This is a genomic window from Actinomadura rugatobispora (assembly GCF_055379765.1).
The window spans coordinates 9917236-9931660 of sequence record NZ_AP029191.1; the positions used below are offsets into that span (position 1 = coordinate 9917236).

General features: G+C 71.0%; 15 protein-coding genes. 13 read left to right on the forward strand and 2 right to left on the reverse strand.

Annotated elements, in window-relative coordinates:
- Positions 1 to 14: 14 nt before the first annotated feature.
- A complete protein-coding gene (locus tag ACZ466_RS44580) occupies positions 15 to 617 on the reverse strand; it encodes a TetR/AcrR family transcriptional regulator (protein WP_378282197.1) in 603 nt (200 codons plus the stop codon).
- Between the two features lie 174 nt (positions 618 to 791).
- Between ACZ466_RS44580 and ACZ466_RS44585 the strand changes: the two genes are divergently transcribed.
- From ACZ466_RS44585 to ACZ466_RS44605, 5 genes are all read left to right on the forward strand, one after another.
- Positions 792 to 2135, forward strand: coding sequence for an amidohydrolase family protein (locus ACZ466_RS44585; RefSeq protein ID WP_378282196.1), 1344 nt, complete (start codon positions 792 to 794; stop codon positions 2133 to 2135).
- Positions 2132 to 2443 carry a hypothetical protein gene (locus ACZ466_RS44590; protein WP_378282195.1) on the forward strand — a complete coding sequence of 104 codons (312 nt, stop codon included), beginning with the start codon at positions 2132 to 2134 and terminating at the stop codon, positions 2441 to 2443. Before ACZ466_RS44585 ends, ACZ466_RS44590 begins: the two co-directional genes overlap by 4 nt.
- Positions 2444 to 2516: 73 nt before the next feature.
- Entirely contained in the window at positions 2517 to 3068 is a 552-nt protein-coding gene (locus ACZ466_RS44595) for a hypothetical protein (protein ID WP_378282194.1), read from the forward strand.
- Positions 3069 to 3162: 94 nt separating this feature from the next.
- Complete coding sequence (locus tag ACZ466_RS44600) at positions 3163 to 4713, forward strand: aldehyde dehydrogenase family protein (protein WP_378282193.1); 1551 nt, start codon at positions 3163 to 3165, stop codon at positions 4711 to 4713.
- A gap of 75 nt (positions 4714 to 4788) precedes the next feature.
- Entirely contained in the window at positions 4789 to 5430 is a 642-nt protein-coding gene (locus ACZ466_RS44605; RefSeq protein WP_378282192.1) for a TetR/AcrR family transcriptional regulator, read from the forward strand.
- Between the two features lie 8 nt (positions 5431 to 5438).
- Here the strand turns inward: ACZ466_RS44605 and ACZ466_RS44610 are convergent, their stop codons facing one another.
- The gene (locus ACZ466_RS44610; protein ID WP_378282191.1) at positions 5439 to 6182 is read right to left on the reverse strand and encodes an SDR family oxidoreductase; all 744 of its coding nucleotides are present in this window, start codon (positions 6180 to 6182) and stop codon (positions 5439 to 5441) included.
- A 93-nt stretch (positions 6183 to 6275) separates the two neighbouring features.
- On the opposite strand from ACZ466_RS44610, the gene ACZ466_RS44615 reads away from it, so the two are divergent.
- The 8 genes from ACZ466_RS44615 to ACZ466_RS44650 all read left to right on the forward strand — a co-directional run bounded on the left by ACZ466_RS44615 (position 6276) and on the right by ACZ466_RS44650 (position 14412).
- On the forward strand, positions 6276 to 7478 hold the full coding sequence (locus tag ACZ466_RS44615; RefSeq protein ID WP_378282190.1) for an acyl-CoA dehydrogenase family protein: 1203 nt from the start codon (positions 6276 to 6278) through the stop codon (positions 7476 to 7478).
- A gap of 2 nt (positions 7479 to 7480) precedes the next feature.
- The gene (locus ACZ466_RS44620; protein ID WP_378282189.1) at positions 7481 to 8512 is read left to right on the forward strand and encodes a phosphotransferase family protein; all 1032 of its coding nucleotides are present in this window, start codon (positions 7481 to 7483) and stop codon (positions 8510 to 8512) included.
- 175 nt (positions 8513 to 8687) lie between these two features.
- A complete protein-coding gene (locus ACZ466_RS44625; protein WP_378282188.1) occupies positions 8688 to 9440 on the forward strand; it encodes an SDR family NAD(P)-dependent oxidoreductase in 753 nt (250 codons plus the stop codon).
- Between the two features lie 166 nt (positions 9441 to 9606).
- Positions 9607 to 10032 (forward strand): carboxymuconolactone decarboxylase family protein, encoded by a 426-nt coding sequence (locus ACZ466_RS44630; protein WP_378282187.1) that lies wholly within the window; start codon positions 9607 to 9609, stop codon positions 10030 to 10032.
- 24 nt (positions 10033 to 10056) lie between these two features.
- A complete protein-coding gene (locus ACZ466_RS44635; RefSeq protein WP_378282186.1) occupies positions 10057 to 10965 on the forward strand; it encodes a fumarylacetoacetate hydrolase family protein in 909 nt (302 codons plus the stop codon).
- 5 nt (positions 10966 to 10970) lie between these two features.
- Positions 10971 to 11600 (forward strand): carboxymuconolactone decarboxylase family protein, encoded by a 630-nt coding sequence (locus tag ACZ466_RS44640; protein ID WP_378282185.1) that lies wholly within the window; start codon positions 10971 to 10973, stop codon positions 11598 to 11600.
- The gene (locus ACZ466_RS44645) at positions 11597 to 13927 is read left to right on the forward strand and encodes a CaiB/BaiF CoA transferase family protein (protein WP_378282184.1); all 2331 of its coding nucleotides are present in this window, start codon (positions 11597 to 11599) and stop codon (positions 13925 to 13927) included. Before ACZ466_RS44640 ends, ACZ466_RS44645 begins: the two co-directional genes overlap by 4 nt.
- The gene (locus ACZ466_RS44650) at positions 13924 to 14412 is read left to right on the forward strand and encodes a nuclear transport factor 2 family protein (RefSeq protein WP_378282183.1); all 489 of its coding nucleotides are present in this window, start codon (positions 13924 to 13926) and stop codon (positions 14410 to 14412) included. The genes ACZ466_RS44645 and ACZ466_RS44650 overlap by 4 nt, the downstream gene beginning before the upstream one ends.
- Positions 14413 to 14425: the final 13 nt, after the last annotated feature.

The window sequence follows — 14425 nt, forward strand, 5'->3', positions numbered from 1 at the left end:
GACCCGGCAGGGGACTAGCCGGGCCGGCTCGCCGGTTCGGCGGCCTCGAGCACCGTCCGGATGATGCTGGCGGCCACCGTCTCGAACATCTCGTGCGAGGTCTTCTGCCGGCGCTCGGCGGCCTTCGACAGCGCGGGGTAGTGCTTCGCCGTCTCCGGGTCGATCGCGGACGCGGTCGGATCGGCCGTCTCGCTCACCGCGTTGCCGATGGCCCATCGCTCGAGCGACTCGTGCAGCAGGAGGACGTCCTCCACCGGAATGCCGCCCTCGATGAGACGGGCCGTGACCGCCTCCCGGTTGGCCCGGCCGAGCGAAGGGTGCCGGATCAAGATCGGAATCAGATTCGGGTTGGCGAGGAGTGCGTCGCGCAGCGCGACGACCCCCCACAGGAGCAACTGCTGGGGGGCGACATCCTCCTTGAGCATGCGCTCGGGCACCCGTGTCAGGGCGTACTCGGCCACCGCGACGAGGATGTCGTCCTTGTCGCGGAAGTGGTTGTAGAGCGACGCGCCCTTGACGCCGAGATCGGCGGCGAGGCGACGCGTGGTCAGCGCGTCGAGACCCTCCTCGTCGACGATCCTCAGGGCCGCTTTGATGATGCGCTCGCGGGAGAGCACCGGGATCTTCGGTCGGCCTCGCGTCACGCAGGCGAGTTTAGCAGCGCCGCCCGTTCGTCCCGGTCTCCGGCGGCCCGGCGCCGGGGGCTTCGCAGCGCGCGCCGCGGGTGTTAAACTAACAGTGATAGTAATGACTCGGCAGTGTCGCCGCGGGCGAGCATGGAGGAACCAGAGATGACGGTCGTTGAGGAAGTGGCGTCGCCGGCGGCCGACCGGCGTCTCCTGATCATCTCGGCGGACGCTCACGTCGGGCCGCGCCTGGTCGAGGACCTCCGCCCGTACTGCGAACGGCGCCATCTCGAGGAGTTCGACGCCTTCGCGGCGAAGATCGGTCCCATTCCCGTCGAACCCGACGACATCGTCGCCGCGATGCGCGCGCGCGGTATCGGCCGGGAACTGACCGCGGCGATGGCCTGGAACCAGCGGAGCGAGGGCCACTACGACCCGGTCGCTCGACTGCGCGACATGGACGATGACGGCATCGCGGCAGAGGTGCTGTTCCACGGAAGTCAGAACTTCGTCCCGCTCCCGTTCGACGCGAACAACCTGTTCGGCAACATCCAGAGCGTCAACACCGGGGAGCTCGAACTGCTCGCGGCGGGCCGGCGCATCTACAACCGGTGGCTGGCGGACTTCTGCGCGAGCGCCCCCGGGCGGTTCGTCGGACTGGCGCAGCTGCCGATATGGGACCTCGAAGCCAGCATCCGAGAGGTCGAATGGGCGGCCTCCGCGGGCCTGGGCGGGATCAACTTCCCGGCCGCCGACGCGCCGGGCATGCCGCCGCTCGACGATGAGCTCTTCGAGACCTTCTATGCGACGTGCGCCGAACACGAGCTGCCGCTCACGACCCACATCAGCGCCGCACCCCCGACCCATCGGTACTGGAAGAGTCCGTACGGCGGTGCGATCGGCCTGATGGATTCCGGTTGGTGGTGCCGCCGCTCGCTGACGATCCTGACGCTGATGGGCGTGTTCGAGCGGCATCCGGGCCTGCGCCTGGTCCTGACCGAACATCCGGGGGCCTGGCTCGTCGACGCGATGGAAGAGCTGGACTCCATCTACGACTACATGCAGAGCGGTCCGCTTCGCGCCTCTCTGCCGAGGCGGCCGAGCGAGTACATCGGCGAGCACGTCTGGATCGGCGCGAGTTTCCAATCGAGGCCCGAGGCCGAAGCCGCGGTCAGGGACGGTTACAGCGAGCGCCTGATGTGGGGCTCGGACTACCCGCACGCCGAAGGCACCTGGTGCTACCAGGAGGACCGGAACGATGTGCCCATGACGCACGTCGCCATCGCCAACACCTACCACGACCTGCCGCTCCGTGAGGTGCGGGGCATGCTCGGCGACAACGCCCTCCAGTGCTACACGCGCCTGGACCGCGTCCATCTCGCCGGGGTGGCCGACCGGATCGGGGCGCCGCGGCCCAGCGAGGTCCTCAGGGCCGGGCTGGAGCCCAAGACCGAGTTCCACAACAGGAAGACGAGCATGGCGTTCCGCACGAAGGGGCATTGGGCATGACCGGTGAGCTCCTGAAGCCCGGCATCCGGCTTCGCAGCACCACCTGCGACACCCAGGTGATCGTCGTCCGCGCCCCATCGACCGCGCAGGACCTGCGTTGCGGCGGGGTGCCCATGACACGCGACCTGGACGGCCGCGATCCGCGGCCGATCGTTCCCGCGTTCGCCGGCGGTGCCGAGCTCGGCAAGCGCTACACCGACGGGGGAGACCTCGAGGTACTCGTGACCAAGGCCGGTCAGGGCACGCTGTCGATCGGTTCCGAACCCCTGTCGGTTCAAGGTCCCAAACGGCTGCCGAGCTCGGACTGAGCGCGGCCCATCCGCAACGGCGTCGTCGAACGCCACACCCCTTTCCCGCCCTGGCAATAGTGGAGGCTGCACAGTGGACACGTACTCGGTCGCGGCGCAAGAGCTGTACCTGAGCTTCGACGGGCGAGGCGACACCTCGTGGCGGATCAGCAAGCCGCTGCCCGGCGAGTCCAACGCCTACGACATCGAACTGCTCGGCCTCACCGCGCTCGAGCCCGGCCAGCCGAGCCCTGACTCGCCGGGGCTGCGCTACCGGCGGACGGTGCGCCCGACTCAGGGCCGGCTCTCGAACCGCCCGACGGCGGGACTGATGATCACGCTGCTCGATGCCAGGGATCGCCACGACGCCGACGCCGTGCAGTCCCTGCGCGACTGGGCGGACTTCGTCCACATCCCGCCGCTCGCCACGAGCGGGACGCCGGGTCTGACACTGATCAGCCCGTACGACGTCGTCGGGGAGGGGCCCCTGTACCTGCACCTCCTGGAGTTCGACTGCGATCCGGACGACGGATCGAAGGCGATGACCAAGCGAGTGTCCGGGCAGCTCGACAAGCCGCAGCTCGGTGCCTTTCTCAACCATCCGCAGAAGGCGCGCGCGTTCGGCGCCACCTTCGTTCCGCGGTGACGGCGTCCTTGAGGTCCGGCGGCACAAGAACCAGCTTCGCAAGCCAGGTGGGACCGGTGAAGCGATCCGTCCCGCTCCGAGTTAGGACAGGGTCATGAGCAGCACCACCCGAACCGGTACGGCGTCCGACGCGGGCGCGCCGATCGAGCAGTTGGCACCGATCCCGGAACGGGTGCTGGCCTTTCTGTCCGACGGCGTCAAGCCCCTCTTCATCGACGGCGAATGGGCCGAGGCGGCCTCGGGCGAGACGTTCGAGTCGGTCAACCCCTCGACCGGTGAGGTCCTCGCCCGGGTCGCGGCCGGCGGCGCCGCGGACGTGGACCGTGCGGTCGCCGCGGCGCGGCGGGCGCTGGAGGGTCCGTGGAGCCGGACGACGCCGGCGCAGCGCCAGGCTCTGATGTGGCGGCTCGCCGACGCGCTGGTCGACCACGCCGAAGAGCTGCGGTTCCTCGAGGTGCTCGACATGGGCTCGCCGATCGGGCCGGATCCGCGCACCCGGGTCGAGACCTGTGCCGAGGTGCTGCGGTACTTCGCCGGCGCGGCGACGAAGATCCATGGCGAGACGATCCCGAACTCGATCGGGCCGGACGTCTTCTCGTACACGGTGCGCGAACCGGTCGGCGTCGTGGCCGCGGTCGTACCGTGGAACGGTCCGATCTCCAACGCGCTCTGGAAGATCGCGCCGGTTCTCGCCACCGGCTGCACGATGGTGCTGAAGCCGGCCGAGCAGGCGCCGCTCGTCGCCGTGAAGCTCGCCGAGATCATGCAGGAGGCCGGCCTGCCGGACGGCGTGGTGAACGTCGTCAACGGCTTCGGCGAGTCGGCCGGCGCCGCACTGGTGAACCACCCCGGCGTGGACAAGGTCTGCTTCACCGGGTCGACGGCGACCGGGCAGTCGATCGTGCGGGCCTCCGCCGGCAACCTCAAGCGGGTCACGCTGGAACTCGGCGGAAAGTCCCCCGACATCGTCTTCGCCGACGCCGACCTCGACCGGGCCTTCCCCGCCGCCGCCATGGGCGTCTTCTGGAACTCCGGCCAGGCCTGCGTCGCCGGCAGCCGCGTGTACGTCGAGCGGCCGATCTACGAGCAGGCCGTTGAGACGATCAGCCGCTTCGCCGCGGAGCTCAGGGTCGGCGACAGCCTCGACCCGGCGACCCAGATCGGCCCGGTCGTGTCGGCCGAGCAACTCGAGAGGGTGACCGGCTACATCCGTATCGGTCAGGAGGAGGGCGCGCACGTGGCCGTGGGCGGGCGTCGGTTGACCGCGGGCACGCTCGGGAGCGGCTACTTCGTGGCCCCGACCGTGCTGTCCGACACGGCCGACCACATGCGCGTGGCCCGTGAGGAGATCTTCGGCCCGGTGATGTGCGTGCTGCCGTTCGACGACGTCGACGAGGTGCTCGCCCGCGCGAACGACACCGAGTTCGGGCTCGGGAGCGGGGTGTGGACCCGGGACCTCGGCAGAGCGCACCGGGTCATCGCCCGCCTGCAGGCGGGCACGGTGTGGGTGAACACGTACCTGCTCGGCGACCCGGCGGTGCCGTTCGGCGGGTACAAGATGAGCGGCTGGGGCCGGGAGAACGGCATGGCGGCGCTCGAGGGCTACCTGAACACGAAGTCCGTGTTCATCGACGGCCGGCCCTGACGAGTATCGGCCGCGTCCTGCGGCGGACCACGCGGTGCCGGATCGCCCGCGCCGGTGTATGGGAGACTTCCGGCGATGACGTCGCCCAGACAGCCGACCGGCCGGCGGCGGCTGCCCACCGGCGAGCGCCGCGCCCAGCTCGTGGACATCGCCAGCCGCCTGTTCCGTGAGCGCGGCTACCACCATGTCGGCATGCGGGACATCGCGGACGCCGCGGACATCAAATCCGCTTCCCTCTACCACCATTTCCGGTCGAAGACCGATCTGCTCCAGGCCATCGTCGAGTCGGTCTCCGAGGACCTGATCGCGTCGCAGGAGCCGTTCGCGCGAGCGGCTCGCGACGAGGGGCGATCCGGCGGCGAGCTCCTGGCGGCCCTCCTGCGCAGGCAGATCGTCTACCTCTGTGAGCACGCCGACGCCCTCTGGGTGGCCGATCGGGAGATCAACTCGCTGCCGTCCGAGGTCATCGCGAAGGTCCAGCGCTCGCGGCGTCGCTACCAGCGAACGATCGCCGCACTGATCGCCGACGGCGTGCGCACGGGCGAACTGCGGTCCAGTGCGCCGGACCTCGTCGCGTTCGCGGCGCTGGACATGGTGAACGGCCTGAGCCGGTGGTATCGGCCGGAGCGCGGCCGCTCCCTGGAGAACGTGGCCGACGGCTACGTCGCCTTGATCATCAAGGACCTGCTCGGCGGCCGGCTCGAGCCGGGGGGATGACGGCCCGGTCAGAGGAGCGACATGCCGCCGTCGATCACCAGCATGCTGCCGGTGATCCATGAGCTGCTCGGGGCGGAGAGGAACAGGGCTGCGGCCGCCACGTCCGCGGGCTCCCCGATCCGGCCGAGCGGGGTCTTCGAGCGGACCTCGGCCTCGTGTTCCTCCCAGAGAACGCGCGCCATGTCCGTGCGGACGATTCCCGGGGCGATGCTGTTGACGCGGACGCGCGGCGCCAGCTCGACGGCAAGTTGCCGGGTGAGATGCAGAAGCGCGGCCTTGGTGGCGTTGTAGTAGCCCAGGCCGGGCTCGGTGACCAGGCCGCCGATCGACGCGACGTTCACGACGGCGCCCCCGCCCGTACGCCCGAGCCCGGCCGCCACGGCCGCCTGGGTCCAGAGCAGCGGAGCGGCCTGGTTCGCCTCCGCGGTCACCGCGAGCTGTTCGGCCGAGATCTCGAGCAGGGATCCGAAGAACGGGTTCACGGCCGCGTTGTTGACGAGGATGTCGATCCCCCCGAATCGCTCCACCGCGAGCCGCATGGTGCGCTCCGGAGCATCGGGGTCCCGGACACTGGCCGCGTACCAGGCGGCCCGCTCGCCCAGCTCGGCCGCCGCCGCCCGCAACGACTCCTCGCGCCGGGAAACGATCACGACGTTGGCTCCGGCGGCCGCGTAGCGAGCCGCGATCGCCTTGCCGATGCCCCGGGAACCGCCGGTCACGACGGCGGTACGACCTTCGAGTGACTCGATCACAGCTTCTCCTTCGAGATGCCTGGACAGCCCGGCGCCCGAAGCATAACCTAACCGCCGTTAGGTTAGTAGCCCGCTATACAGCGCGAGGACGGAATGGATCTGACACCGTCGGCCCGCAGCGCGGAACTGCGCGGCCGGTTGATCGAGTTCATGGACCGATGGGTGTACCCGGCGGAGGCCGCCTTCGACGACCAGTGGAGGGGGACCGGCGCCTACCCGCCGGTCATGGAGGAGCTGAAGACGCGGGCGCGGTCCGCCGGCCTCTGGAACCTGTTCCACCCGCATCCGGACGAGGGGGCGGGGCTGACCAACCTCGACTACGCGCCCCTGGCCGAGATCATGGGCCGGTCGCTGATCGCCTCCGAGGCGTTCAACTGCAGCGCGCCGGACACCGGGAACATGGAACTGCTGTCCATGTTCGGCACGCCGGAGCAGAAGGACCGCTGGCTGCGCCCGCTTCTCGACGGGACGGTCCGCTCGGCGTTCGCCATGACCGAGCCCGACGTCGCATCGAGCGATGCGACGAACATCGCCACCCGCATCGTGCGCGCCGGCGACGAATACGTCGTGCGGGGCCGGAAGTGGTGGGTGACCGGCGCCGGTCACCCCGCCTGCGCGTTCTTCATCGTCATGGGCAAGACCGATCCGGGCGCCGGGCGGCACCGGCAGCAGTCGCAGATCATCGTGCCGGTCGACGCCGAGGGCGTGCGGATCGTCCGGCCGCTGCCACTCCTGGGGTACTGGGACCCGGAGACCCACTGCGAGGTCGAGTTCGACGACGTCCGGGTACCGGCCGCGAACCTGATCGGGGCGCCGGGTGACGGCTTCGCCATCGGCCAGGCGCGGCTCGGGCCGGGGCGGATCCACCACTGCATGCGATCCGTCGGCGCGGCGGAGCGCGCTCTGGAACTGATGTGCCGCCGCGCGCTCGCCCGGGAGACGTTCGGCAGCCCGCTCGCCACGCGCGCGAACATCGGGGACTGGATCGCCGAGGCCAGGCTGGAGATCGACATGCTGCGGCTCCTGGCCCTGCGCGCCGCCTGGCTGATGGACACGGTCGGGAACCAGGCCGCGGCCGTGGAGATCTCCGAGATCAAGATCGCTGCGCCGTCGATCGCCGGCCGGATCATCGACCGGGCCATGCAGGTGCACGGGGCCGCCGGAATGAGCGATGACTACCCGCTCGCCCGGCACTATGCGGTGCAGCGGGCGCTGCGGTTCGCGGACGGGCCGGACGAGGTGCACAAGATGGCGCTGGCGCGCGGCGAACTGCGCAAGTACGCGACGGTGAGCTGATCGTGGCTGCGCCCGGCCCGCGGGTCGGCTCGCCGGAATGGAGCCGGCGCCTGGCGGCCTGGATGAGTCGACAGGGGTGCGCCGGCTCGACCCCCACCGGCCTCCGGCGGATCGACGGAGGCACGCAGAACCTCCTGATCAGGTTCCTGTTCGGCGAGTCCGAGTACGTCCTGCGCCAGCCGCCGCGGCCGGTCGCCGGCGGGCCGGGAATGATCGGGCGGGAAGCCCGGGTCCTCGGCGCGCTGGCCCGGACGGAGGTGCCGCACGCGAGGCTGGTGGGAGCCGAGACCGAATCCCGCGTGCTCGGCGGGCCGTTCCTGGTGACGGCCTTCGTCGCGGGCTTCAACGCCGTCGCCGAACTTCCGGGGCCTGTTCGTGACAGCCCGGCCGCGCAGCGCGGAATCGCGCTCGCGGCCGGGGAGGCCGTGGCGGGGCTCGCGATGGTGGATCCGGCCGCCGTGGGGCTGTCTGATCTCGGCAGAAGTGCCGATTGGGCGCAGCGACAGGTCGCTCGCTGGACGCGCACGCTGGACGGCTACCGCGGAATCGGCGGATACCGGGCGGATTCGCTGGCCGCCGCGTCCGCCGTCCACGCGAGGCTCACGCGCCGCTACCCGCGCGAGCAGCGGTTCGGGCTGCTGCACGGCGACCTGCACTTCGGCAACATGCTCGTCGCGGCCGATGGGCGCCGCATCGCCGCGATCGTCGACTGGGAACTCGCCACGCTCGGCGACGTGCGGCTCGACCTCGCGCATCTCGTCGTCAGCTGGCCCGGGACGCTGACCTCCTGGCCGCCGGCAGCCGGCTGGACTTGTACGGACAGCACCGACGCCGTCGATCGCTACGCTGAGCTGGCCCCGCAGGGGCTCGAGGACTTCCCGTGGTTTCGCTGCCTGGCCGCCTACCGGATGGCGGTGCTCCTGGAAGGCAGCTTGGCCCGCAGTCTCGAGGGAACCGGTGATCCGCGCACCGGGCGGCGCCTGCATGCGATAGCCGAGGAGCTGCTCGACCGCGCTCTCGACGCTGCCCCGTGACAGCGGCGCCGGATGGGGGCATCATGTACTCCAGGATTCCAACTGGTACGTACAAGTTGAGTTTCTCGATCGCCCTGGGCGGATGGCTCCAGGGCGTCGTCCGGTGGTCGACGGCAGGTCCGCCGACCGGACCAGAAGGGCATGGTGTGGAGAAGAGGCACGAAAGCGCATCGCCGTGAGCACCGGTTCCTTCGAGGGCAAGGCGGTGCTCGTCACAGGTGGCGGTAGCGGCATCGGCCAGGCCGCCGCCCGGCAGTTCGCCGCCGCGGGTGCCGACGTGCTCGTCGCGGACGTGGACGACGCCGGTGCGAGATCCACCGTCGAGAGCATCCGCTCCGCCGGTGGATCCGCTGACCACCAGTGCGCCGATGTCTCGGACGAAGCGCAGGTGGAGGCGCTGGTGGCCCGAGCGGTCGACCGGTTCGGCGGCCTGGACTGCGCGTTCAACAACGCCGGTGTCAGCGCGCCCCGTACGCCCCTCGCGGAGATGAGCGTGTCGGAGTGGGACCGGCTGATCCGCGTCAACCTCACCAGCGTCTTCCTGTGCATGCGGGCCGAGCTGCGGCACATGACCGCGCACGGCGGGGGCGCCATCGTCAACACGGCATCGACGGCCGGCCTGCGGCCGCCACCGGGAGTCGGCGCATACGCGGCGTCCAAGCACGGCGTCGTCGGTCTCACCAAGACCGCGGCCGGGGAGCACGCGGGAGGCCCGGTGCGCGTCAACGCGATCTGCCCGGGCGGCACCGATACGCCGCTGCTGCGGGCGTCGATCGGTCGCGACGCCGACGTGGGCGCGCGGTGGGCGTCGCGACCGATGTCGACCGCGGACGACGTGGCCGCCGCCGCCCTGTGGCTGTGCTCGGATGCGGCGCGTTCGGTGTCGGGCGTCGCGCTGGTCGTCGACCGCGGCGCGATGTTCGCCTGACGGCCGTGAACAGGGATCGGCTCGGAACCCGTTGAGCCTTGCGCCGGTGGCCCCGCTAAGATTAACTATCACTGTTCATTATTGGTCGGCGGTGAGCGGCGGACCGCGCGGACCGCGGTGGCGACCGGCCGCGTCATGGGCCGCCGAGCGCGAGGAGACCCAGCACATGAGGACGGACAAGGACGGCGGCCGGCAGATCCGGCTGCTGATGCAGGGCAAGAAGGCCGACACGTTCGAGACGATCCAGCGGGCCCTCGATCCGGAGATGTTCGAATGGACCGAGGAGTTTAACTTCGGGGCGGTATGGACGCGCCCCGGCCTGGACTTCGACACCCGGATCCTGATCGCCATCACGGCGCTCGCCGTGCAGAACGGCCCCATCCGCAACTACCTGCACGGGGCGATCCAGGCCGGCATCGACCCGAAGCGGATCCACGAGGCGCTCGTGATGCTCACGCCCTACGCCGGATTCTCCACGGCGATGGACGCGCTGCAGGTCTGGGGCGACGTCGTGCGCTCGGAGCGCCGGCGGGGAACGGTCGTCGACTGCCCGGTGACCGACCTCGACATCGAGTACAAGAAGCCGACCTGACCGAGCTAGCGCAGGTGGAGCCACATGCGAATCGGAAACCTTGGCGGCCGCGCCGTTCTCGTTCGGGAGGACGGGGCGATCGACATCGCGACGAGCTCGAACGGGGCGTTCGGGCCCGACCCGCAGCAGATCTACGAAAGCTGGCCGGAGTTCCGCCGGTGGGCCCCACGGGCGAAGGGGACCCCGACGCCCGTCGACCCCGGACGCCTCGGCCCTCCGGTGCCGCGACCGCGGCAGATCTTCGCCATCGGCTTCAACTACCTGGACCACTCGGACGAGGCCGGCACCGAGGTGCCGCGGCATCCGACGGTGTTCACGAAGTTCTCGTCGTCCCTCACCGGGCCGTACGCGACCGTCGCCCTGTCCTCCGGCATGCTGCCCGACTGGGAGGTCGAACTCGTCGTGGTGATCGGCACCGGCGGCCGCGACATCCCCGTCCGGTCGGCGTGGGAGCACGTCGCCGGGGTCACGGTGGGACAGGACCTGTCGGACCGCAGGTTGCAGATGCGCAAGCCGGCACCGCCCCAGTACTCGCTCGGCAAGTCGTGGCCCGGATTCGGTCCGATCGGCCCGTACGTCGTGACGCCCGACGAACTCGCCGACCCTGACGATCTCGCCATCGAGTGCCTGCTCGGCGAGGAGCGGGTCCAGGCGAGCCGGACGAGCACGTTGCTGTTCCCGGTGCCCGAGCTGATCGCCCGGCTCTCGCGGACGCTGACGCTGTTCGGCGGGGACCTCATCTTCACCGGCACGCCTTCCGGGGTGGGCGCGTTCCGCACGCCGCCCCGGTGGCTGCGGCCGGGCGACGTGCTGACCTCCACCGTCGAGGGCGTCGGCGCGATCGTCACCACGTTCGTCGAGGACTCCGACGCCGGTCCGGGCGAGCGACGGGTCGCCGGGGAAGCCTCCGCCGCCGGCGCGGGGCGGGAGTGACGGCCATGCCCGACGACACAGCCGGCCAGGCCCTCACCAGGCTGCCGCGTTCCGGGCCGATGCGCGCTCCCAACCACCGCGCGTTCGCACGCCGCACGAGCCGCGACACTGACGGCGACGTCAGCCGCGTCCTCGGAAAGCTGGAAGCGACCGGCCAGAATTACACGGTCCTCCAGGTGCTCGCCAACGCGTCCGTCCTGTTCCGGCCCTTCGTTCTCCTCTCGGACGCGCTGAACAACCATTCGGTGATCCCACCGGACGTCCGGGAGGCGGTGATCCTCCTGCTGGCCGCGCGAGACGAGGTGCAGTACGAATGGGCCGAACACGTGCCGATGGCCAGGGAGGCCGGCCTCACCGACTCCCAGATCGCCGCCCTGGCGTGCGCCTCGCCCACGCCGCCGGACCTGTTCAGCGCCGCGCAACTGGCTGCGCTCGCCCTCACGGAGGAACTGTCGCGCGGCACGGGAGTCGCCGCCGACACCTGGCAGCGCGTCAGCGGGGAGTGGGGGGAGGCCGGCGCTCTCGAACTGGTCGCCATCGTCGGCTGGTGGGGCGGGTTCGTCAGGACCATGCTCGACGCCCTGGGGCTCGTCCATCCCGATGACGGCCGTCCGGGTCGGAGGCCGCGATCATGAGCGGCGCGATGCTGGCCGGGCTGCGCGTCATCGACATGACCACGGGAATCGCCGGACCGATGGCGACCCGCCTGATGGCCGAGTACGGCGCGGACGTGATCAAGGTCGAGCCCCCGGGCGGGGACCCGTTCCGAGACGCCTCCCTGTTCGCCACCGCCAATCGCGGCAAGCGCGGGATCACCCTCGACCTGCGCTCCGTGCCGGACCGGGCCCGCCTGGCCGGCCTCCTCGCGACCACGGACGTCCTGGTGCACGGACTGCGTCCGGCCAAGGCGGCCGAGCTCGGTCTGGACGACGAGACGCTCACGACCCGCTTCCCGCGCCTCGTCGTCTCCGCCGTGCTCGGTTACCCGGCTCTGCACCCCGACGCCGACCGGCCGGGCTACGACATCCTCGTCCAGGCGCGGTCGGGCGCGATGGACGAGCTCACCGGAGACCGCGCCGGCCCGATCTTCATGCGCCTGCCGCTTCCCAGTTGGATGACCACGCACCTGGTCACCGCCGGAGTGCTGGCCCGGCTCATCGCGCGCGACGCCAACGGCCGCGGCGGGTGTGCCCACACGAGCCTGCTCCAGGGCATGCTGGCGGCTCTCATGCCGGTGTGGAACCGCGCCGAGCGGCCGAGCGCCGCTCTCGCCGAGAAGATCCCGCTGACCCGAGGCGGCGAGGGGATGCTCCGCTGCATGTTCCAGTGCGCCGACGGCGAGTGGATGCAGATCGCGACACTGACGGGATACACCGAGCACCCGCTCGTCATCGAGACGATGCTCGAAGCGGGTCACGACTTCATCGCCGTGGAGGGCTGGGCACCGACCGATGATCAACTGGCGGTGTACCGGGACGTCTTCCGCCGCCGGCCGCGTGCCGAGTGGATCCGGGCCTTCGACGAGGGGGACGTGCCGGTCGGGGCGGTCGAGCCGCTCGGCTCGGTGTTCTCGGATCCGCAGGCGATCGCGAACGGATACGTCGCCGATGTCACCGATCCGGTGTGGGGCCGGGTCAGGCAGGCCGCCGCGCCCTTCGGCGTGGATCCGCCGGCGACGGTGCACGGTCCCGCTCCGCGACTCGGTGAGCACGACGGAGTCGCTCTGGGCGAGCCGCCGCCCCGGAGGCCGCGGGCGCCGGGCGGGAGGCCCGTCCGCCGGCCGCTCGAGGGAGTCCGCGTCCTTGACCTCGGGATGTACGTCGCGGGTCCGAGCGGGCCGCTGCTGCTCGCCGATCTCGGCGCCGACGTCATCAAGGTCGAGCCCGCCCGCGGCGGCGACCGGGTCCGGAACTTCGAGACCCTGTACGTCGGTGTGAACCGCGGGAAGCGCTCGCTCGCCATCGACCTGACGGACGAGCGCAGCCAGCCGGTGCTGGAGCGGCTCATCAAGTCCGCGGACATCGTGCACCACAACCTTCGGCTGCGTGCGGCGACCAGGCTCGGTCTCGACCACGAGACCGTGCGCGCGGTGAACCCGCGCGCGGTGCTCTGCCACGTGAGCGCGTACGGGCACACCGGTGAGAAGAAGGACTGGCCCGGCTACGACCCCACGGCCTCGGCCGCGTCGGGATGGGCCCTCGAATCGGGCTCCCGGACCGGCCGGCCGGTCTGGTACCGCTTCGGAGTGTGGGACGTGCAGTCCGGGATGGCATCGGTGATGCCCGCCTTGATGGCTCTGCTGCGCCGCAACGTCACGGGGGAGGGGGCGTTCGTCTCGGTGTCGATGCTCGGCATCGCGGCGCTCACCAACAGCTCGACCATGCTCCTGGAGGACGGGCGGCTCGCCGCGTACCCGAGGGTCGACGACGAGCAGACCGGTCTCGGTCCCGGCTACCGCATCTACCGGTTGGCGGGCGACGACTGGGTCGCGGTGTGCGCGTTCCGGGACGGCGACCGTGCCGCCCTGCGCCGCATCGCGCGGGTGGACACCGACGAGCAGCTGGCGGCCGCGCTCGCCGATCGGGACGCCGAGTGGTTCGTCAAGAAACTGGACGACGCCGGCGTCCCGGCCGAACACGTCGTGCGCGATCACGAGCAGGAGTTCTTCGACGCCGAGGCCCGCGCGGGCGGGCTCGCGACCAGCTACCGGCACGCGGAGTACGGCCGGCTCGAGCAACCTGGGGCGCTGTGGGAGTTCCGCGACCTCGACCTTCGGCTCGACGTCCCGCCGGCCGTCGTCGGGCAGCACACGGACGAGATCCTCGGTGAACTCGGCTACTCGCACGAGGAGATCGAGGAACTGGCGGTCGCGGGCCTCGTACACCGATGGCCCGGGACGGCGATGGAGGAGACCACCGCGGACGAGCCGCCGCGGACCGGACCAGATGGAGGAACGGCATGACCAGCGGCCCTTCGGCCCACGACGATCGCGAGGCGATCGAACGCACGATCACCCTGTACAGCCACCTCGTGGACTTCGGACGCTACGACGAGTGGGGCGACCTGTTCACCGAGGACGCCGAAGCCGCGACGGTCGGTGGCGTCCAGGTGTGGGGCGACGGGTCGCCCCTGCCGACTCCCCGCGGACGCCAGGCCATCGTGGACTTCGTGCGCGGCAACGTCGAACCGATGCGCGAGAAGGGAGTCCACCTGATGCACGTGCCGGGCAAGCCGGTCATCGAGCTGGACGGGGACGGCGCCCGCGCATGGTGGACCTACATGGTCGTGGCGACCACGGCCGATTCGATCAACGTCGCGGCGACCGGCCGCTACCACACCGAGCTGGTCCGGGGCGGCGACGGCCACTGGCGATTCCGCGTGCGAACCTGCGTGGAGACCGGCGGCCCGCTCCCCGAGGGCGCGCTGCGTGAACCGCCGAGCCACTGACCACCCGATGCCG